The organism is Paenibacillus sp. FJAT-26967, from assembly GCF_001541095.1.
Lineage (GTDB): Bacteria > Bacillota > Bacilli > Paenibacillales > NBRC-103111 > Paenibacillus_F.
The window spans coordinates 105,005-125,764 of sequence record NZ_LMXH01000003.1; the positions used below are offsets into that span (position 1 = coordinate 105,005).

A 20,760-nucleotide genomic window follows, 5' to 3' on the forward strand; every position below is an offset into this window, starting at 1 on the left:
AGGAGGCTGTAACCGTGACCACTTACTTAGAATCCCGTGCAAATACCGGTGAAGAACCCGAATTTCTGATAAAGCTAACGTTAAAAGATGCTATGGTTTTATCAGGGGCCCGTTTTCCCTTTGATCCTGCAGCAGTACCTGAAGCAAGGGCGAAAATACGGCGCCAACTGGAAGCCGTTCTTTTCAACTGAGTTATTCCGCGCCTGTTACCTCTTCAGGTATCGGTTGTATCAGAGAGATTTATTGCGGCAGCATCCTGAATTGTTAAGGAATTCAACCTCTTTCTTTGCGTTTTTTCTTTTGCTTTTTCCCGGGGAATCGTCTATTATTTGAAGCATGTTTCCGACATGAAATGCGGTTTTTTGCCGTTTTTTCAATGATGGACGGACAAGGTATTAGGGGAGGTAACACAAGAAAATGCGTTTAAGAGGAAGAAAAGGAATCCGGGAAGCAATTGAGCGGCAGCGCGATCTGATCGTTCTGGAGCCGGCTATATATAAAGGGAAGTGGGCCGAAGTTTTCGGCAACGATAATCCTATCCATGTGGAGCTTGGTATGGGCAAAGGCCGTTTCATTAGTGAAATGAGCAAGCTGAATCCGCATATCAACTTCATTGGTGTCGATATGTACGATGAACTCATCCGGCGTGCCAGTGAAAAGGTCCGTATCGCGCACGGGATAGAAGAGTCTGAAACGGATGTTTCTCTAGAGAATATCCGTCTAGCCCTGTTCAACATTGAACGGATTGAAGAGGTGTTTGAACCTAATGAACTGGAACGCATTTATTTGAACTTTAGCGATCCTTGGCCTAAGAAGAAGCATGCCAGACGCCGTCTGACCCATGCGGGATTCGTGAATAAGTACAAAGAAGTGCTGAACGGCAAAGGGCAGATTCATTTCAAAACCGATTCCCGTTCCCTTTTCGAATTTTCTTTGAATTCGTTCTCCGATCTCGGGCTTCGGATGAGAAACATATCGCTTGATCTTCACGGAGGTTTTGAAGAAGGATTCAATCCGGATCACGTGATGACCGAGTACGAAACGAAATTTGCCGGCAGGGGAATGAATATTTTCCGGTGCGAGGTTGTTATAGGTGAAGAAGCTCTTGCAGAGCATGTGGATTCACTCAAAGAAGAACAGCAGTCCTAAACGGATTGCTGTTCTTCTTTTTGAAGCAGACTCCAAATAATAGCGGAATAATCGCTTTCCCATCCGGTTTGCGCGGTCCGCCTTTTCTTCTCCCTTTGCTCCTGCAGCTGCGCCCCATACTCTGTTAATTCTTTGAAACGCCGGTGAATCGTCTCTTCGCGCTTAATTAATTCTGCGCACCCGGTGTCGATGAAAAACTGCATATTCTTCTCTTCCTGCCCCGGTATCGGCTCATAGAACAGCATCGGAATGCCTTTGGCTAAGCCTTCTGAACAAGTCATACCGCCGGGTTTTGTGACCAGCAGATCGGAGACTTCCATCAGCTTATCAATTTCGTTGGTATAACCGATCAGTTTAATATTCGGGTGTTGAAACCGGCTGTCCTGCATGCATCTCTCCAGTGCTTTGCCGTTATTCCCGAAGCAAAAAATAAATTGTAACTCTTCCTTCCACCGAGTCATGCTCGCAAGCAGAGTATCAATGCCGATCAGCCCCCAGCCTCCCCCCATGACCATGACAGTAGGGAGGGGATTTAGACCAAGTCTGCGGCGCAGGTCCTCTTTGTCCGGTGCTTGGCGAAAGCTGGGATGCACAGGGATGCCGGTAATCTCAATCCTTTGCTGATCAACGCCTCGTTTCATCAGCTTTATTTTGACTTGCTGCGAGGAAACGAGATATTTATTCACTTCGGGACTGATCCAAGTCCCATGTACATCATAGTCCGTGATGACCGTACATAACGGTATATTCAAGCCTGCACGCTTAAGTCTGGAGACAACGATGCTCGGGAATGGATGGGTACATACGATAGTGTCCGGCTGCAGTCTGTCGATTAAATGAGCGGTCTGAGCATAGAAAATACGATGCAGGGCCAGTTGGGTTAATGGATTAAGAGGTTTTTTGTATTGAAAACGATACAGTTTCCCATACAACTTAGGCTGTGAACTTACGGTTTTGCGATAAGCGGAAAAAAACCATCTGGCTAATGTGGGATGAAGGAAACTCCCTAGTTCCATTACGCGGGTCTGGATACCCGGGTGAAGCTGCCGCAGATTCTCCGCTAAGGCATAGGCAGCCTGAGTGTGACCGGAGCCGAATCCTTCCGAGAGCAGGAGAACTCTTTTTCTTCGCAAGGGCTTTATCACCGTCTTCCTTTTATAGTGGTGAAGTCAGGGCCATATCGAAACGGATGCTATCGCCGATCCTGTTCCGAGCAGGGCTCCCGCAAGGCAGTCGCTCGGGTAATGGAGTCCCAGATACATACGAGATAGAGCTACTGCAAGGGCGAGCGGGATCAAGACAAACCCGAGTGGGGGAAAAGCCGCGACGAAGGGGACCGTAACGGCGAAGATCGCTGTAGAGTGTCCGGAAGGAAAGCTGTGATCTTCCAGTGGATTCATGGATATTCTGGTATTCGGGATGACAAGATAAGGACGACGACGCGGATAGAATCGTTTGACTAGAGCTACAGGGATGTGACTGACAGCGAGAGCTGCAAGAGCTTGAATCCCGGTTGTTTGCCAAGCTCCGTTGCCGAATAGCGCAAGCAAAAGGGTCACTGTAATGGTGGCAGTGGCTCCCCCGAGATGGGTGAGGGTGCCGACAATGGCGTCCAGTACTTTGCCGCGGAAGCGCTGATTGACGTAAAGGAACATGCGGATCTCGTGTCGGTGCATCCAGTGGATGACTTTCAAGATGAATTCCTCCCTTGTCTTTATTGACCGCTATTGCTGCAGATTACTTAATTGTAAACTCTTAAGACCGGATTAAAACGGCAGCTGCCTTGACTTACCATTCCTTTTTGAGTTCCTTTTCAGTATAGTGGATATTTGTTAGCGGAGTATCAAGGGCCTTGCTTTAGAATTTTTTTGTCCAGCATTTAGTTTAGACGGGATATCAGGGCGCGATACATGCGAAACCCGTTTAAAATATATAAATTATATAGACCTCAAAATCAGAATTTTATTGGAAAATACTGCTTTGGTTTTACCGAATGAGTTTAAGATAGTATGGGACTGTCCGCGTTCACTCTGAAGGACAGACAATGTAAGGGCTGCCATCGCTGCTGTGCCGGGAAATAATAGAACTCCCCAATAGGGAACGGCCCAGTATCTCATGGAAAGACAAAAAGAAATGTCTGAGAAACGGAACCTTTTGCACTAGAGAATCGTTCTACATGTAGGACGAATAAGAATGTAAAATTCCTTTAGCGGGAAGAGCTCTGCAGAAAACGTCGAAATAAGAGGCATACTTTGAACGGATACGGTACGTAACCAGGTAAGAGGACTCAATTTTGGCTCTTGCTTACGAATGTTGTAGGTGCCGACACAGAGCTTATAAAGCAGTGGTTTTACCATTCCCGGCCTTACGGGCTCAGGCGTCCGGCATCGGTTAGTTAAAGTTGTTTTTGACCTCCCGGGTCGATTATAATAGAACGGATGACTGAAGCAGCAAGAGTTATTACCCAAATATAGAGGCCTTAACCGACTCAATACAGAGGCCAAAGTCACAAAAAACCAGAAAACCGGGGGAAGAAGCCGTAATCGTGAACCAGAACGAGTGACGTCAAACTTAAAGGGCTCTTTTAACGGTAAAATGGTGGATCTGCCGGAATCGCCCCGTTATACGGTTTTGACAAAAGCTTGCAAACCCGTCACAATCAAGAACGATTACATTGGCTTCAATTGGAACAGAATGGGTTACATACAAAGCGATATATATATAAACAGACTTTGTTGTGAACATTAAAAAGGGGGTTTTACGATGCTGGATACAATTTTGCTGGTCTTGCAAATTGTATTAGTGTTATTCGGTGCGTACCAGTTATTTCTTACGTTCTTTGGCTGGAAGCTTCCGAAAAAGAAAACGCAGCATCCGCCGCAGAAGTCATTTGCAGTACTGGTAGCGGCGCATAATGAAGAAGAAGTTATCGGAGCTTTACTTGAAAATCTCAAGCAGCTCGATTATCCGAAAGAAATGTACGATGTGTTTGTTATTTGTGACAACTGTACAGACAGCACGGCCGATATTGTACGCAGTCATGGATTAATCGCGTGCGAACGCAATAACCCTAATCTGCGCGGTAAAGGGTATGCCATTGAGTGGATGCTCAAAGAACTTTGGAAGCGTCCGCGTTCTTATGACGCAGTCGTCATGTTTGATGCGGACAACTTAGTTGGCGATGATTATCTTCGCCACATGAATGACGATCTGTGCAGCGGTTCCAGAGTGATCCAGGCTTACCTGGATACCAAGAATCCTAACGATTCGTGGGTAACAGCCTCGTACGCGATTTCGTACTACTTTGCTAACCGTTTCTGGCAGGTACCGCGTACGAATCTGGGACTGGCCAACTATCTCGGCGGCACGGGTATGTGTTTTGAATCGAAGCTCCTCAAGCAGATCGGCTGGGGAGCGACCAGCCTTGTAGAGGATTTGGAGTTCTCTATGCGCTGCGTTAAACTCGGCATCAAACCGACGATGAACTATTACGCGAAAGTATACGACGAGAAGCCGTTGTCCTTCCGCGCTTCAGCCAAGCAGCGTCTGCGCTGGATGCAGGGTCACTTCGACGTCTGCCGCCGCTATCTGTTCCCGCTGCTCTGGCAGGGAATCAAGGAGCGCAGCTGGACGAAGATCGACGCCGCGTTTTATTCGGCCAACGTATACAACTACTTCTTCGGTTCGTTGTTAAGCGTGGCCCTCTGGGTTAAGGCTGTCGTACCAGGCGGAGCTGATCTGAACCTGTACGAGTTGGCACCGGTAATCAATGTGGTGGCGATCTCCATCTACATCATGCTGCCTCTGTCCTTGTTTATCGAGAAAGCGTCCATCAAAACTTACAAGTATTTGATTCTTTACCCGATCTTTATGCTTTCTTGGTGGCCGATCACCGTCTATGCCTTCTTCACGCAAAACAACAAGCAGTGGAGTCACACGAAACATACACGTGTTATCCGCCTTGAGGATGTACAGAGTAAGCAGGTCAGCTAGAATTTAGTTGACTAGATGCTGCGGTGATGATATACTAGTACGAGTGATTGCACAATCGCATAAATCATAAAGAAGAGGCAGCCCGCTTCTCACCTGACCGATTATGTCGGCTGGTTATACGATACGAACCAATACGTTCTGTTTTTAACACATAAAACGAACTATGGGGATGTGGGCTGATAAGCCTGCATCCTCTTTTTATGTCCACGCATAAAAGCGTTGGAAACAATGGTTGGAGGTGGAGAATATTAGTAAAGATCACATGGTTAACGATGAGATTCGCGCGAAGGAAGTCCGCCTGATTGGACCTGAAAGCGAACAACTCGGCATTAAACCGATTCGCGAAGCACTCCAAATGGCTATCGACGCTAATTTGGATCTGGTGAACGTAGCGCCTACGGCCAAGCCGCCGGTTTGCCGCATCATGGACTATGGGAAATACCGGTACGAAATGCAAAAGAAAGAAAAAGAAGCCCGCAAGAACCAGAAAATTGTGGACATCAAAGAAATTCGCTTGAGCGCTACGATCGACGAGCATGATTTCCAGACGAAGCTGCGCAATGCGGTTAAATTTTTGAGTGACGGTGATAAAGTGAAGGCGTCTGTACGTTTCCGCGGCCGTGAGATTGCTCACGCTGAGAACGGCAGAAGAGTGCTTGAACGTCTTGCGACTGAGACGGCGGAAATCTCCAGCATGGAGCGCGCTCCAAAGCTTGAAGGCCGCAGCATGATTATGATCTTGACACCCAAAGTAACTGTCTAAATTACTGGGCGCGTATTTACGCGCCCTGCCCTATGAATTTTATTTGAGGAGGAACTTCTAGATGCCTAAGATGAAAACCCACAGCAGCTTGAAAGGCCGTTTTAAAATTACTGGTACTGGTAAAGTGAAAAGATACAAAGCTTACAGAAACCACCTGCTCAGCGGCAAATCCGGCCGTCAAAAGCGCGTTCTTGCTACAAATCCGGTTATGGCTCCTGGCGACGTAAAACGCCTGAAGCAAGGTCTTGCACAAATCAAGTAATTTCATTGCACCCTTACCCAAAATTGTTTAGGAGGTCATCATTATGGCAAGAGTCAAGGGCGGGTTTACATCCCGTCGTCGTCATAAAAAAGTATTAAAATTAGCAAAAGGTTATTTCGGTTCTAAACACCGTCTGTTTAAAACGGCTAACGAGCAGGTTATGAAATCCCTGCTGTATGCATACCGTGACCGTCGTACAAAGAAACGTGATTTCCGCAGACTGTGGATCGTTCGTATTAACGCAGCAGCACGCGTTAACGGTCTTTCCTACAGCAAACTGATGCACGGCCTTAAACTGGCTGGTATCGAAGTAAACCGTAAAATCCTGGCTGAGCTGGCTGTCAACGATGCAAAAGCATTCGCTGATCTGGCTACTGCCGCCAAACAAAAAGTTAACGCCTAATAGGTATTTTTCCGAATCGCCATGCGCACAATAGCGTATGGCGATTTCTTGTATCTGAAGGGTGAAAGGTAAAGGATTCTAAATATTTATCCGAAAGTTGTTGACTATAGTCATCGGCATGCATATAATTATCTCTAAATCAATATTCTAAATTGTAAGACTCATCAGAAATCGGCTGTGAAGAGGACGAAGTTATAAGGGCCCTTATGCTCAGAGAGCGATAGGAAACGCTGAAACCATCGCCATAATCCCTTTGTACGAGCTCACCTCGGAGCTGTTCTCCTGAAAAGCAAGCGGACGTTGAAGTAAGAACCGCTTGGTGAATAGGGAGAATCGGAATGGCACACGTTACCGTGCCGAGTGTGCATTATGCTTAGTCATGATGTAACCTGTAAAGGTCGTGTGCTGTGAGGCATGTGACAAACTAGGGTGGTACCACGGAAGAATTCAGACCCCTTTCGTCCCGTAAGACGCCGGATTTCCGGCGCGGGGAGGACTGGGGTTTTTTGCATGTTAACATGACTAGATCAGACTAAGCGAAACGAACGGGAGGAGGATTCTCATGAATGTGGGGACAGCCAAAAGATCAAAAGAAGAATTGATGGAAGCTATGCGGAAGCCGGATCTGATTAACGGATCGGAAATCTTGCTGCGCAGCTTGGTGTTGGAGGGCGTGGAATGCGTCTTCGGTTATCCGGGCGGTTCCGTATTGTATATCTATGATGCCATGCACGGATTTTCCGATTTCAACCATCTGCTTACTCGTCATGAGCAAGGAGCGATTCATGCGGCAGACGGTTATGCGAGGTCAACAGGCAATGTGGGCGTCTGTATTGCGACATCGGGTCCGGGAGCGACTAACCTGGTTACAGGTATCGCCACGGCATACATGGATTCCGTTCCATTAGTTGTCATTACAGGTAATGTGGCAACGACGGCTATTGGTACTGATGCTTTCCAGGAAGCGGACATTACAGGTATTACGATGCCGATTACGAAGCACAGCTACCTGGTGCGCGATGTTAACGATCTTCCCCGGGTAATCCATGAGGCATTCTATATCGCGAACACTGGACGCAAAGGACCGGTTCTGATTGATATCCCCAAAGACGTTTCCGCACAAACGGCTGTGTACCAGCCGGTGAGTGAAGTGAATATCCGCGGCTACAATCCGACGGTGCAGCCGAATAAATTGCAGGTAGAGAAATTGATCAAGGCAATCGACGAGGCTGAGCGGCCGATCGTTATCGCCGGCGGAGGCGTTGTGTACTCGAATGCTTCGGAGCAGTTGATCGAATTCATCAACAAAACGAGAATTCCGGTTACGACGACGCTTTTGGGTCTTGGCGGATTCCCGAGTGCACACGAGCTGTGGGTAGGAATGCCCGGCATGCACGGAACATATACGGCTAACCAAGCGATCCAGAACGCGGATCTCGTAATCTCGATCGGTTCCCGGTTTGATGACCGGGTTACGATGAAACTGGACGGCTTCGCCCCACAAGCGAAGAAGATCGCGCACATCGATATCGATCCCGCAGAGATCGGCAAGAACGTCAAGACGGACATTCCGGTTGTCGGCGATATCCGCTCCGTACTGGAGTATGCGAATACGAAAGCGAAACCGGCGCATGCGGAAGACTGGATTGCCAGACTTCAAGAGAGCAAGAAGAACTTCCCGCTGCGTTATAAGGATTCGGATACGGTATTGAAACCGCAGTACGTCATTGAGATGATCAACGAGTCGACGCAGGGTGAAGCGATTGTTACAACCGACGTAGGTCAGCACCAGATGTGGGCCGCTCAGTACTATCGCTTCAAGAATCCGCGGTCTTGGGTATCTTCCGGCGGCCTCGGTACGATGGGTTTCGGATTCCCTTCGGCCATCGGAGCGCAAATGGGCAACCCGGATAAGCTGGTTGTCTCGATCAACGGCGACGGCGGTATGCAGATGTGCTCGCAGGAACTTGCCATCTGCGCAATTAATAACATACCGGTCAAAATCGTAGTCATCAATAACCAGGTGCTCGGCATGGTCCGTCAATGGCAGGAGATCATCTATGACAACCGGTACAGTCACATTGATCTTGCAGGCAGCCCGGATTTCGTGAAGCTGGCCGAAGCTTACGGCGTTAAAGGCCTCCGCGCTACGAACAAGGAAGAAGCGCAGCGCGCATGGAAAGAAGCGCTCGACACGCCGGGACCGGTTCTGATCGATTTCGTTGTCGCCAAGCATGAGAATGTATTCCCGATGGTTACGCAGGGCAGCACGATCAGCGAAATGCTGATGGGGGAGGACGATTAAGATGATCACCAAACACACCATTTCCATTCTAGTTAACAATCAGCCAGGCGTCCTCCAGCGTGTATCCGGTTTGTTCGGCCGCAGAGGATATAACATTGAAAGCATCACAGTCGGGGAGTCCGAAGAAATCGGACTTTCCCGGATGGTTATTGTAACCAATGGAGATGACAACACTCTGGAACAAATTTCCAAGCAGTTGTACAAGCTAGTCGATGTCATTAAAGTCATCGACCTGAGCAAGAACCCGATGGTTGCCCGCGAACTGGCACTCATCAAGGTAAACGCCGAGCCTTCTCAGCGTCCCGAAATTCTGGGAATTGTGGATACGTTCCGCGCGGCAGTCGTTGACATCGGTCCGAGTTCCCTGATTGTTCAGACAATCGGAGACTCAGACAAGATTGATGCCATGATCGAGCTGCTCCGTTCCTACGGAATTCGTGAGCTCACCAGAACAGGCGCTACTGCGATGATTCGCGGCGCGATCAAGTAACCGCTCTTTTATATTCCTGATTATTCCAGACAAATGCAAGCAGGTCCCCTTGAGTGGGACTTTCAGCTCTCAGTTCTTTGCCGCTGCAATCCAGTGATGGCTGAAAGGCCCATTCAATGGGAATTTATACTCGGTTTATTTATTTTAAGGAGGAATTATCCAATGGCAACAACTATGTATTATGAAAAAGACGCAGATTTCGCATCCCTTCAAGGCAAAACAATCGCAATTATCGGCTACGGTTCCCAAGGTCACGCGCAAGCACAAAACCTTCGTGACAGTGGTCTCAATGTAATTATCGGTCTTCGTCAAGGGAAGTCTTTCCAAGCTGCGCAAAATGACGGTTTTGAAGTTGTATCCGTCGATGAAGCAGCTTCGCGTGCAGATGTTATCCAAATTCTTATGCCGGACGAAACTCAAGCGCGTGTCTACAAAGAATCAATCGAGCCTAACATGAAAAAAGGCGTGGCCCTGATGTTCTCCCACGGCTTTAACATTCATTTCGGACAAATCCAGCCTCCTGCAGATGCAGACGTATTCCTCGTGGCTCCTAAGTCCCCTGGACACATGGTTCGCCGCACTTATGTAGAAGGTTTCGGCGTTCCCGGCCTGATCGCGATTGAGCAGGATGCAACTGGCAATGCGAAGCAAATCGGACTTGCTTATGCAAAAGGTATCGGCTGTACCCGTGCGGGAGTTATCGAAACTTCGTTCAAAGAAGAAACCGAAACGGATCTGTTCGGTGAGCAAGCTGTTCTTTGCGGCGGTGCCAGCGCACTCGTTAAAGCAGGCTTTGAAACACTGGTTGAAGCAGGATATGCGCCGGAAATGGCTTACTTCGAGTGTCTGCATGAACTGAAGCTGATCGTGGACATGATGTATGAAGGCGGCCTGGCTTCGATGCGCAGCTCGATCTCCAACACAGCTGAGTACGGCGACTATGTAACAGGACCACGCATCATCACAGCAGAAACCAAGAAAGCTATGAAAGATGTTCTGACGGATATCCAGCAAGGTAAATTCGCTCGCGACTTTATCCTGGAGAACCAATCCAACAACGCATTCATGAACGCTACCCGCAAGAACGAATCTGAGCATGAACTTGAGAAAGTCGGTTCCCAGCTTCGTGAACTGATGCACTGGATTAAGAAGTAATACAGCTTGATCTAATAAGCAGCACCTCACTATGCCCGATGCGGAAGTGAGGTGTTTTCTTAACACGAAAGGAGCTACATCATGAATTATCGGTTCTCTAAAACATTGGAGGCATTCTCCTCCTCCGCGGTACGTGAAATCCTCAAGCTCACGCAAGGAAGCTCCATCATTTCTTTCGCGGGCGGACTTCCGGCGGAAGAATTTTTCCCGATCGATGCGGTCAAAGAAGCATTGGGCCGTGTCATGGAGGGAGGCACGTCTGCTATGCAGTACGGGCTGACGGAAGGATACATCCCGCTGCGTCAGAGTATTTGCAAACGGATGGCGGCCAAGGGCATGAACGTAACTCCAGACGACATGATGCTGACGACGGGCTCCCAGCAGACCATTGATCTGCTGACCCGCATTTATGTGGATGAGGGCGATGTCATTCTTGTGGAGCGTCCTACTTATCTGGCTGCCATTCAGGTATTCCAGGCGCGCGGCGCGCGAATCGTTTCGGTCCAGAGTGACCGTCACGGTATGGACTTGGACGATCTGGCTGCTCAAATCAGACAGTATAAACCCAAAATGGTCTACGTAAATCCAAACTTCTCCAACCCGGCAGGCCGTGTATGGAGCCTGGAACGCCGCAAGGGGCTTCTGGAAGCATGCCGCAGCAACGATGTGCTGATCTTGGAAGACGATCCCTACGGCGAGCTAAGATTCGGTACAACCGAAGTGCTGCCGTCCATTTTCTCCCTGGATCAACACCCGGAAGGAAGCTGCGTGGTCTACACGAGCACCTTCTCCAAAATCGTAGCTCCTGCGCTGCGTACAGGATGGGTTATGGGCGATCGCGCAGTTATCCGCGCAATCGCTCAAGCCAAGCAGGCGGCTGATCTCCAGTCGAGTACACTCGACCAGCAGACGCTTTACCAGCTCATGGAGCACTTTGATATGGATGCGCATATCGAACTGATTTCCACGGAGTACGAGAAGCGGATGCAGTACATGGTGCAGCTGCTCCGTGAGAAGAACTGGCCCGGCGTGGTCTGGAACGATCCGCAGGGCGGAATGTTCATCTGGCTGGAGCTCCCGCCGCACATCGACACGCAGGCGCTTCTGCCGACTGCTGTGCAGCATGGGGTCGCTTATGTCCCGGGTGTATCGTTCTATGCGGATCAGCCGCTGCGCAATACGATGCGCCTGAACTTCACATACTCCAGTCCGGAAGTTCTGAAGCTCGGCATGGAGCGTCTGGATGCCGTTCTGAAGCCGGTGCTTGCCGGAACGCCAAGTCTTTAATCCTCCCGTATTCAGTATTGCTTAATACTGATACGGAGCCGCAACGAACCGGCCTGAAGCCGCTCTTGATACGAGAGAGCGGCTTCAGGCTTTTTTTATAACCAAGGAAAAGGTAGGGGCTTGAAGATGTCAGGAATAATGGCGAGATGACAAGCTGACAGTACAAGATGCAGCAGGAAATAACGTAAATATGCTATTCAGGCATGTTATAGGATAAACCTATGAAACTGATAGCTTTTATATCTTAGCCAGGGTTGTCCAGATATGGTACAACAGAAGGTAGAGTAGGGACCCGGTTAGTAAAGGTCCTGTCAGTTACGGACAATCCAAAGGAGTGAACGAACATGTCAGACGTAAAAAAAATCGCCGTTATCGCCGGCGACGGTATCGGACCGGAAGTAGTTGCGGAAGCGGAGAAAGTTCTTAAAAAGACCGAGGAGCTTTTCGGCCACCGTTTTGAAACGGAGCACGGATTGTTTGGCGGTATCGCGATCGATGAGAAGGGCACGCCGCTGCCGCAGGAAACGCTGGAAATGTGCCAGCGCGCGGATGCCGTACTGCTCGGAGCGGTTGGCGGTCCCAAGTGGGACAACAACTCGAAGGAGCTTCGCCCGGAAACCGGTCTTCTCGGAATCCGCAAAGCGCTCGGCTTGTTCTCGAATATTCGTCCGGCTGTCGTGTTCGACTGTCTGAAGGATGCATCTACGCTCAAGCCGGAAGTGCTTGACGGAACGGATTTGATCGTGGTCCGTGAGCTGACAGGCGGTATTTATTTCGGCGAGAAATTCCGCCGCGAGACGGAGAACGGCCAGGAAGCGGTAGATACTTGCGCTTACAACGTAAGCGAAATAGAGCGTATTGCCCGCCAAGCGTTCGAGATCGCACGTACGCGCAGCAAGAAGCTGGCGTCGGTAGACAAAGCCAACGTGCTGGAAACCTCCCGTCTGTGGAGAGAAACGGTGATCCGCATCTCGGCCGATTACCCGGATGTCGAGCTTGAGCACGTGCTCGTCGACAACTGTGCGATGCAGCTTCTGCGCCGTCCATCAAGCTTCGACGTTATCGTTACCGAGAACATGTTCGGTGATATTTTGAGCGACGAAGCAGCGATGCTGACCGGGTCGATCGGGATGCTGTCCTCCGCATCCCTGGGCGAAGGAAGCTTCGGTTTGTACGAGCCCGTACACGGCTCTGCGCCGGATATCGCGGGTCAAGGCATCTCGAACCCGATTGCCACGATTCTATCCGTCGCGCTGATGTTCCGACTGACATTCGGCTATCACGAAGCGGCCGATGCGATCGAACGCGCCGTGAAAGAAGTGTTGGATGCCGGACACCGCACAGGCGACATCGCAGTCGACAAGTCCAAAGCGATCGGCACAACGGCTATGGGCGACCTGATCGTTGCAGCTATCCGTAAGTAAGCTCTATTAACAGGCGTGCAGAGAGAGACATTTGCTTTCTGCGCGCCTTCTTATTTATAGAAGAGGCTGTTAAAACGGAGCAGACGATGCAGCGGAATATCAGGATGAAACTCCCGATATTAACTTTACATTTAATGGGATGTATTTATAATAATTATCATCTAGTATAGCTTATAATATTGACTTTCCTATAAGTGGGTGATACCATCTTACTCGACTAGGAAACATTTGAAGGAGGAATTATTGCATATGGCAGAACGTTTGGTAGGCAAACCAGCCCCTGATTTTACTATGGAAACAGCATACGGAGATGGAACGGAATTTGGTACAGCCTCACTTTCCGATTACAAGGGAAAATGGCTTGTTCTTTTCTTCTATCCGCTTGATTTTACATTTGTATGCCCGACAGAAATTACTGCCCTTAGCGAAGCTTCTTCTGTTTTTAAAGATCTGAAAACAGAAATCCTCGGTGTATCCGTAGACAGCAAACATTCTCACCGTGCATGGATCAACACTCCGCGTAACGATAACGGTCTGGGCCAACTGAATTTCCCTCTCGCAGCTGACCTGACTAAATCCGTATCCCGCGACTATGGTGTTCTGATTGAAGAAGAAGGCGTAGCACTTCGCGGCCTGTTCATTATTGATCCGGAAGGCGAATTGAAGTACCAGGTTGTTAACCACAACGATGTAGGCCGCAGCGTGGATGAGACTCTTCGCGTGCTGCAAGCACTTCAATCCGGTGGTCTGTGCCCCATGAACTGGAAACCAGGCGACAAGAATCTGACTGTGTAATTATTCCGGTTAAGTTTGAACGGATTAGTACAAGCTCCTCATGTTCCGCTTTCGGGCGGAAGCGGGGAGCTTTTATTTACTCTCCACAGCATTCGTGCCGCCGGTAGTCCGAGTGCTGCGGGAGAATTCCAGGAGACTGCCGAATCGGCTATGCCTCATGCCCAATGCATGCCCAAACCGCTGTCGGAGCTGAAGAGGAACATCTGCGAACAAAGGAGGCGGGATGAGTGGAGGTCCCCAAAGAATTGCTCTATACCCCAAAACATATGTGGGTGAGGATTGAAGAGGAACGGGCCGTAATCGGACTAACGGATTATGCCCAGCTAGAGATGGGAATGGTTGTATTCGCGGATTTGCCTCAGGAAGGCGATGAGGTCACGGCGGGTGATTATCTAGGCAGTATGGAGACGGTGACGGATGAGTCGGAACTGTTTGCTCCTTTATCCGGCAAAGTGGTATCGGCGAACTGGCTTCTGAGGAAGGAGCCACATTTTATAAACCGGTTCCCCTATGGTTCCGGCTGGCTGTTTGTGATGGAATACAATAATCCGGAGGAGCTTGAGCTGCTGTGGACGGCGGAACGCTATGCAGAAATCTATCACGCGCAGGAGTAAGATCAGGAAATAACGGAAGCGCCCCGAAATGGGGAAGAGAAGCGGGAATGGACCCTGGAGCGGGTCTGTTCCCGCTTTACTATTCTGTATGTCTGGATGAGCATCTGCATGTCGTGAACAAAATGAACAAAATGATAAAAAGGTATCTTAATCATCTTATCTCCGTAATCTTGGAACCTGGGAAGCGGGGTGATAAGATGAGAATAATTTTAAAAGAAAGCGCTATCAATAAAGAATATTCCATTTCAGGGGGAAATTTAATGACAAGAATGATAAAGAAGCACCGGATGTTATCGCTGACTTTGATCGGATTACTGGCTCTAAGTCTGACAGCCTGCGGAAGCGGAGAAAGTAAGCCGAGCGCAGCCGGGGCAGCCGGCGAATCGAAATACCCTGAAAAGCCTCTAGTCGTAGTAGCTCCTTCGGGAGCAGGGGGTGGCTGGGACAAAACCGCCCGTTCTGTAGCAAAAGTTCTGGGCGAAGCGAAGTTGGTGGAGCAGCCTATGACGGTGGAGAATAAACCGGGTGGTGGCGGAGTTGTGTTCATGGCTCAGTATGCCACACAGGATAAGAAAAATGACTATCGTCTCTTCGTGAATTCACCCCCTATCCTTATTAATAATTTGAAAAAAGAAGGAAACAGCCCGTATGGTTACAAAGATACAACGCCGCTGGCCCAATTGACCAAAGATTACGGGGCGCTTGTTGTGCCGGCTGACTCGAAGTACAAGGATCTTAAGTCGGTTCTGGACGCGCTCAAGGCGAACCCGGATACCGTTATTGTGGCTGGAGGCTCTGCACCGGGTTCAATGGACCATCTAGTAGCGGTGCTTCCCGCTTATAAAGCGGGCATAGACCCGAAGAAAGTGAAGTATGTATCCTATGACGGCGGCGGTCAAGCAATGACAGCCTTACTCGGAGGCAATGCGGACGTAATCGCGACGGATGCTTCCAGTGTAGGCGAATATGTTAAAGCCGGTAAAGTGAAAGTGCTGGCGGTCTCCGCTCCCAAAAGATTGGAAGGCATCCTAAAAGATGTCCCGACGATGAAAGAGCAGGGACTGGATGCGGAATTTAACATCTGGCGCGGCGTCTTCGGCCCTAAAGAAATGACCGCCGATGCTAAAGCTTACTGGGAGACCAAGCTGAAGGCACTTCATGAATCCGAGGCTTGGAAAAAGGAGCTTCAGGCTAATTCCTGGGAAGCGGATTATCTGGGCAGCACAGAATTCGCAACCTTCTTGGGAAAGCAGGAAACATTGGTTAAGGATATGCTGACGGCGCTGGGCATGGCGAAATAATCAATCTTGGATGAACTGGAGGACAGCGCAATGAACACAACGTTTGACCGTTATGCCGGCGTTGCCTTCCTGCTGATCGGGGCTGGCTTTGTCTGGCAAAGCACCACGATTATGGACAGTGCCTACGGAAGTAATGTCGGCTCGAATATTTTCCCGCTCGGACTTGGCATTCTGCTTATGCTGCTCAGTGTCCGCCTGCTTGCAGAAACCTTGCGTTATAAGTCTCAGAGCGGTGAGCGTACCCGGCTGGATTACAAACGTTTCGGTATCCTGCTGGGTGCGGCGGTCGCTTACTGCCTGCTGCTTGAACCTCTGGGGTATGTCATCACGACGTTTGGTTTCTTGCTGGTAGGGTTCCAGACGATGGAACGGGGTAAATGGGTGAAGTCGCTGCTCATTTCCGCAATTTTCTCCGGGGGAGTGTATGTGCTATTCGTGCAAGTACTGAAGGGCTCGCTTCCTCCCTTCCCGGGTTGGTTAGGTTTGTAGGCAGGAGGGACAACCATGGATACACTAACTTATTTGTTTAACGGTTTTGCCGTTGCGCTGCAGTGGCATAATCTTCTATTCGCCTTCGTTGGTGTGCTGATCGGTACCGCCGTCGGCGTTCTGCCCGGAATCGGCCCTATGAGCGGGGTCGCTCTCCTGATTCCGGTGACTTCCTCGCTGACAACGGGGCTGTCGCCTGAGGAAGCGGCAATATCGTCTATCATTCTGCTGGCGGGTGTGTATTACGGCGCCATGTATGGCGGGTCCACCACATCGATTCTGCTTAATACACCCGGGGAGTCATCCTCGGTGGTCACGACGCTCGACGGCTACCAGCTCGCCAAACAGGGACGCGCCGGCTCTGCCTTGTCGATCGCCGCGATTGGATCTTTTGCAGCCGGTCTAGTGTCTCTGCTGGGACTGATCTTCCTTGCGGGGCCGCTGTCGGAGCTTGCGATTAAATTCGGTCCGGCTGAGTATTTTTCTCTGATGCTGCTTGGACTTGCAGCGGTTAGCGGCCTGGCCGGCAAATCCATGACCAAAGCGCTCATGATGACGGTCTTCGGTTTGCTGATTGCAACAATCGGCATAGACAGCGTATCGGGTGTAGCACGGTTTACGTACGATATCCCCGTGTTGTACCAGGGCATCGAATTCTTAACGGTTGCCGTGGGCCTCTTCGCTCTTGGCGAGGTGTTCAAGACGATTCTGGAGAAAGAATCGAACGAAGGCAGCGTCGTCAAATTCACACGTATTCTGCCGACACGCCAGGATCTGAAAGAAAGCGCCGGACCGATTGCTAGGGGGTCATTCCTGGGCTTCTTTATCGGAATTCTGCCTGGTGCAGGCGCCACCCTCGCTTCTTTCTTTTCCTATATAATGGAGAAGAAAATCAGTAAAAATCCCGAAAAATTCGGCAAAGGCGCAATCGAAGGAGTTGCGGCTCCCGAATCGGCGAATAACGCGGCTTCCGGGGGAGCGATGATTCCTCTGCTTACGCTCGGTATACCGGGGTCGGGCACAACCGCGATTCTGATGGGCGCGCTCATCATGTACAACATTCAGCCGGGTCCGCTGCTGTTCGAGGAACATCCGCAGGTTGCGTGGGGGCTTATTGCCAGTATGTTTATCGGAAATCTGATGCTGCTGATTCTGAATATGCCGCTTGTCAAAGTATTCGCGAAGATCATTGAGACCCCGCCCAAATATTTAATTCCGATTATCATGGCGATTTCGGTATTCGGCGTGTACGCGGTTCAGGTGACTGTTTTTGATCTGATGCTGCTGCTGGGGTGCGGTGTTGCCGGCTACTTCCTGGCCAAGAACGATTTTCCGCTTGCGCCGCTCGTATTAGGTCTTGTTCTGGGACCGATGATCGAAAACAACATGCGCAGAGCCTTGACAGGTTCGAACGGGGATTTTATGATCTTCTTACACAAGCCTCTGTCCGCTGTGTTTCTGATCGCTGCCATTCTATGGTTGCTCGTTCCTTTTATTTTAAAAAAGCGCGGGAAGCGAGTTCTTGTCAACGAAGAAAGCTAGTCCAGCACTCTTCCTGCAATCTGACGGGATTGGGGTAATGCTGAAGAAATCCGAGTACCCGTCCCGACCATCACGGGCGGGTACTTTCGCTTTTGAACGGAAGAAGGAGGCCGCCGATGCGTCTGCAAACCAAAATGATCTTAATCATCTGTACGCTTCTGCTTGGACTAGTGGTTGTGCTGGGAGCTTTTTTTGAATACATCCTGCAGACAGGCATCGAAGAGCAAATCGGCACACGCGCGCTAAAAGTAGCAGAGATGGCGGCAATGAACACGGAGATCTTGGAGGCTATGGATGATACGCTGCCATCGACCGTCATTCAGCCCATTGCAGAAGGGATCCGACTAAAGACAGGCGCAGAGTATGTCGTCGTGGGAAATGCGGAAGGAATCCGTCATTCGCATCCGCTGCCGGACCGAATAGGCAAACCTATGATCGGCGGCGATAATGACCGGGTATTTGCCGGTCATCCGGTCATTTCCAAGGCGGTAGGTTCTATGGGGATGGCAATCCGAGGCAAGGCTCCTTTACTTGATGATGCCGGAAAAGTGGTTGGCGTCGTATCGGTCGGGTTTCTAATGGAGGACGTAGAGAGTGTGGTCGACTCCTACAGCCGTAAAGTCGTCATGGCTGCTGCTGCTGCACTGGCACTCGGTAGTCTGGGGGCGATTTATATAGCACGCCGGGTAAAAAAGGAAACACTGGGGCTGGAGCCGGAAGAGATCGGAGCGCTCTATCTGGAAAAAGAAGCGATTCTGGAGTCGATACGTGAAGGTGTTATTGCGGTGAATGCCCGAAGTGTGATTACCATGGTCAATCAGGCGGCTGTCAAGATGATTGGCGGAGGAGATCCGTCTCAGCTTCTTGGCAAGCCGCTTCAAGATATTTTTCCTGCTTCAAGGCTGGGGGAGGTTCTGCAAACCGGTAAAGCTGAATTCGATCAGCAGATGATTATTGGCGAGCATGAAGCAGTGGAAAACCGTATTCCTATCTTTGGATCCAATGGGATCCCGATTGGGGCGGTTTCCAGCTTCCGCAGTAAGTCGGAACTGTTCCGGCTTGCCGACGAGCTGTCTCAGGTCAAACGCTACGCGGAGGCACTGCGGGCTCAGACTCATGAATTCTCAAACAAACTGTATGTGATTTCGGGATTGATCCAGCTTGAATCCTACCAGGAAGCGATTGATATGATCAGCCGGGAATCAAACGTGCATCAGAGTCTGATCCAGTTTATTATGCGGGAGGTACCCGATCCGATTATTGGAGGTCTGCTGATCGGGAAGTTTAACCGGGCTCATGAACTGAAGGTGGATCTTCAAATCGACGAAGAAAGCAGTCTCAAAGATATTCCTAAGCAAATGGACCGTAACCATCTGATTACGATTCTGGGCAATCTGCTGGATAACGCAATGGAGGCGACGCTGACCGCTAAAGGGGACAGAGCAAGAAGCGTCGGACTGTTTATGACAGACCTCGGGGAAGATTTGATTATCGAATGTGAGGATAACGGACCGGGTATTATGAAAGACCAGGGACACCGGATCTTTGAGAACGGATTCACTACAAAAGAAGGACAAAGCCGGGGAATCGGGCTCGCACTTGTCCGCCATGCGGTTAACCAGCTCGGAGGATTTATTACGTACCGGAGTGAGGCTGGGGAAGGAACGCTATTTACGGTTATTCTTCCCAAACATCAATACAAGCCGTTCATAACCGGGGACAAGGGGGATTCCGTGTGATTGAGGGAAGCAGAGATAAAGTTCGTGTGATGATTATCGAGGATGACCTGCGGATCGCCGAAATCAACCGGCGGTTTCTGAGTAAGATCATAGGATTCGAGGTGTGCGGCATTGCCACTGATATCCAGCAGGCGAAGGAACAGCTGGAAATTCTGGAGCCGGAATTGGCACTGCTCGATGTTTATTTCCCGGATTCCAGCGGGCTGGAGCTGCTTAAGTATATGAAGCAGCACCATCCGCATACCGATGTCATTATGATTACGGCGGCTAAAGAAGTGGATGCCGTGCGGCGCGCCATCCGTGGCGGAGCATTCGATTTTATTATTAAGCCCCTCGTGTTCGAACGTCTTCGTGAATCCTTGGAGAAGTACAGCGAATACCGGAGCCGGCTCGAGCGGCTGCAGGCTGAGAACGGACATCTTTCTCAAGAACAGATCGACCTGCTCATGGTGGGAATGGACAACCGGGATTACGCAGGCGGCAGTTACCTTCCCAAGGGCATAGATAAGCTCACGCTGGATAAGGTAAGCGCGGCAATTTCCGGCGAGCTGCATGGCATGACAGCCGATCAGGCAGCCAAAGTGATCGGCGTCAGCCGGACAACGGCGCGCCGATACCTGGAGCATCTCGTATCCGCAGGCAGCCTTGCCGCTGATTTGTCGTACGGGCTCGTAGGCCGGCCGGAACGCGTATATAAAGCAGTACGGAGCCGGAATTGATTACGGCGCGTCACTTCAACGGGTTATTGTCTAGCAGCGCTCGGAAGAGGCTTTTCCAGTGCATACAAATCCTCTTCCAGCGAAGCCATCCGTTCCATCATAGTGGCTCGCGCGTCCTTAATGCCCTCATTATAGAAATGTGGAGAAAGCTTGGAAATAACAAATTCAAGAACCCCGTCAGCTGCCAGATCCCCGATCGTTTCACCCCGCTCCTTTTCAAAAAAAAATTGAATATCACTCTTCATCTGCTGTTTGATTTCCGTGGGAAGCCTGGATGGCCGGAATGTACTCATAGCCGATTCCTCCTGTAGACATAAATCAGACTCGTAT

General features: G+C 50.1%; 21 protein-coding genes and 1 other annotated feature. Of the genes, 18 read left to right on the plus strand and 3 right to left on the minus strand.

The window, feature by feature from the left end; genetic code table 11:
* The first annotated feature begins 14 nt into the window (after nucleotides 1–14).
* Both AR333_RS24695 and trmB read left to right on the plus strand, forming a co-directional pair.
* Entirely contained in the window at nucleotides 15–191 is a 177-nt protein-coding gene (locus tag AR333_RS24695; protein ID WP_156430925.1) for a hypothetical protein, read from the plus strand.
* Nucleotides 192–417: 226 nt separating this feature from the next.
* The gene (trmB, locus tag AR333_RS15165) at nucleotides 418–1,149 is read left to right on the plus strand and encodes a tRNA (guanosine(46)-N7)-methyltransferase TrmB (protein WP_068776217.1); all 732 of its coding nucleotides are present in this window, start codon (nucleotides 418–420) and stop codon (nucleotides 1,147–1,149) included.
* On the opposite strand, the gene AR333_RS15170 is transcribed toward trmB, so the two are convergent.
* Entirely contained in the window at nucleotides 1,146–2,282 is a 1,137-nt protein-coding gene (locus AR333_RS15170; protein WP_068776218.1) for a glycosyltransferase, read from the minus strand. The genes trmB and AR333_RS15170 overlap by 4 nt on opposite strands.
* Before the next feature lie 36 nt (nucleotides 2,283–2,318).
* Nucleotides 2,319–2,846, minus strand: coding sequence for a phosphatase PAP2 family protein (locus AR333_RS15175; protein ID WP_068776219.1), 528 nt, complete (start codon nucleotides 2,844–2,846; stop codon nucleotides 2,319–2,321).
* Nucleotides 2,847–3,912: 1,066 nt separating this feature from the next.
* On the opposite strand from AR333_RS15175, the gene AR333_RS15180 reads away from it, so the two are divergent.
* The 16 genes from AR333_RS15180 to AR333_RS15255 all read left to right on the plus strand — a co-directional run bounded on the left by AR333_RS15180 (nucleotide 3,913) and on the right by AR333_RS15255 (nucleotide 20,430).
* The gene (locus tag AR333_RS15180; protein WP_068776220.1) at nucleotides 3,913–5,142 is read left to right on the plus strand and encodes a glycosyltransferase family 2 protein; all 1,230 of its coding nucleotides are present in this window, start codon (nucleotides 3,913–3,915) and stop codon (nucleotides 5,140–5,142) included.
* Between the two features lie 63 nt (nucleotides 5,143–5,205).
* Nucleotides 5,206–5,347 (plus strand) — a sequence feature (ribosomal protein L20 leader region).
* 57 nt (nucleotides 5,348–5,404) lie between these two features.
* Nucleotides 5,405–5,905, plus strand: a complete 501-nt coding sequence (gene infC, locus AR333_RS15185; protein ID WP_068776221.1) for a translation initiation factor IF-3 — start codon at nucleotides 5,405–5,407, stop codon at nucleotides 5,903–5,905.
* Between the two features lie 61 nt (nucleotides 5,906–5,966).
* Entirely contained in the window at nucleotides 5,967–6,167 is a 201-nt protein-coding gene (gene rpmI, locus AR333_RS15190; RefSeq protein WP_068776222.1) for a 50S ribosomal protein L35, read from the plus strand.
* A 43-nt stretch (nucleotides 6,168–6,210) separates the two neighbouring features.
* Nucleotides 6,211–6,570 (plus strand): 50S ribosomal protein L20, encoded by a 360-nt coding sequence (rplT, locus tag AR333_RS15195; RefSeq protein WP_068776223.1) that lies wholly within the window; start codon nucleotides 6,211–6,213, stop codon nucleotides 6,568–6,570.
* Nucleotides 6,571–7,132: 562 nt separating this feature from the next.
* Nucleotides 7,133–8,875, plus strand: coding sequence for a biosynthetic-type acetolactate synthase large subunit (gene ilvB / locus AR333_RS15200; RefSeq protein ID WP_068776224.1), 1,743 nt, complete (start codon nucleotides 7,133–7,135; stop codon nucleotides 8,873–8,875).
* A gap of 1 nt (nucleotide 8,876) precedes the next feature.
* Complete coding sequence (gene ilvN, locus AR333_RS15205) at nucleotides 8,877–9,365, plus strand: acetolactate synthase small subunit (RefSeq protein WP_068776225.1); 489 nt, start codon at nucleotides 8,877–8,879, stop codon at nucleotides 9,363–9,365.
* Between the two features lie 162 nt (nucleotides 9,366–9,527).
* Nucleotides 9,528–10,520, plus strand: a complete 993-nt coding sequence (gene ilvC, locus AR333_RS15210) for a ketol-acid reductoisomerase (protein WP_068776226.1) — start codon at nucleotides 9,528–9,530, stop codon at nucleotides 10,518–10,520.
* 81 nt (nucleotides 10,521–10,601) lie between these two features.
* Entirely contained in the window at nucleotides 10,602–11,807 is a 1,206-nt protein-coding gene (locus AR333_RS15215; RefSeq protein WP_068776227.1) for a PLP-dependent aminotransferase family protein, read from the plus strand.
* A gap of 344 nt (nucleotides 11,808–12,151) precedes the next feature.
* Entirely contained in the window at nucleotides 12,152–13,231 is a 1,080-nt protein-coding gene (leuB, locus tag AR333_RS15220; protein WP_068776228.1) for a 3-isopropylmalate dehydrogenase, read from the plus strand.
* A gap of 249 nt (nucleotides 13,232–13,480) precedes the next feature.
* Nucleotides 13,481–14,026 carry a peroxiredoxin gene (locus AR333_RS15225; protein WP_068776229.1) on the plus strand — a complete coding sequence of 182 codons (546 nt, stop codon included), beginning with the start codon at nucleotides 13,481–13,483 and terminating at the stop codon, nucleotides 14,024–14,026.
* Nucleotides 14,027–14,253: 227 nt separating this feature from the next.
* Nucleotides 14,254–14,640 (plus strand): glycine cleavage system protein GcvH, encoded by a 387-nt coding sequence (gene gcvH / locus AR333_RS15230; RefSeq protein ID WP_068776230.1) that lies wholly within the window; start codon nucleotides 14,254–14,256, stop codon nucleotides 14,638–14,640.
* Between the two features lie 269 nt (nucleotides 14,641–14,909).
* Complete coding sequence (locus AR333_RS15235) at nucleotides 14,910–15,941, plus strand: tripartite tricarboxylate transporter substrate binding protein (RefSeq protein ID WP_068776447.1); 1,032 nt, start codon at nucleotides 14,910–14,912, stop codon at nucleotides 15,939–15,941.
* Between the two features lie 30 nt (nucleotides 15,942–15,971).
* The gene (locus tag AR333_RS15240) at nucleotides 15,972–16,430 is read left to right on the plus strand and encodes a tripartite tricarboxylate transporter TctB family protein (RefSeq protein WP_068776231.1); all 459 of its coding nucleotides are present in this window, start codon (nucleotides 15,972–15,974) and stop codon (nucleotides 16,428–16,430) included.
* Nucleotides 16,431–16,445: 15 nt separating this feature from the next.
* Complete coding sequence (locus AR333_RS15245; RefSeq protein WP_068776232.1) at nucleotides 16,446–17,972, plus strand: tripartite tricarboxylate transporter permease; 1,527 nt, start codon at nucleotides 16,446–16,448, stop codon at nucleotides 17,970–17,972.
* Between the two features lie 116 nt (nucleotides 17,973–18,088).
* On the plus strand, nucleotides 18,089–19,711 hold the full coding sequence (locus tag AR333_RS15250) for a sensor histidine kinase (RefSeq protein WP_068776233.1): 1,623 nt from the start codon (nucleotides 18,089–18,091) through the stop codon (nucleotides 19,709–19,711).
* A 29-nt stretch (nucleotides 19,712–19,740) separates the two neighbouring features.
* Nucleotides 19,741–20,430 carry a response regulator gene (locus AR333_RS15255; protein ID WP_068776448.1) on the plus strand — a complete coding sequence of 230 codons (690 nt, stop codon included), beginning with the start codon at nucleotides 19,741–19,743 and terminating at the stop codon, nucleotides 20,428–20,430.
* A gap of 23 nt (nucleotides 20,431–20,453) precedes the next feature.
* On the opposite strand, the gene AR333_RS15260 is transcribed toward AR333_RS15255, so the two are convergent.
* Nucleotides 20,454–20,723: a DUF2164 domain-containing protein gene (locus AR333_RS15260; protein ID WP_068776234.1), complete on the minus strand. Its 270-nt coding sequence runs from the start codon at nucleotides 20,721–20,723 to the stop codon at nucleotides 20,454–20,456.
* Between the last annotated feature and the right edge of the window lie 37 nt (nucleotides 20,724–20,760).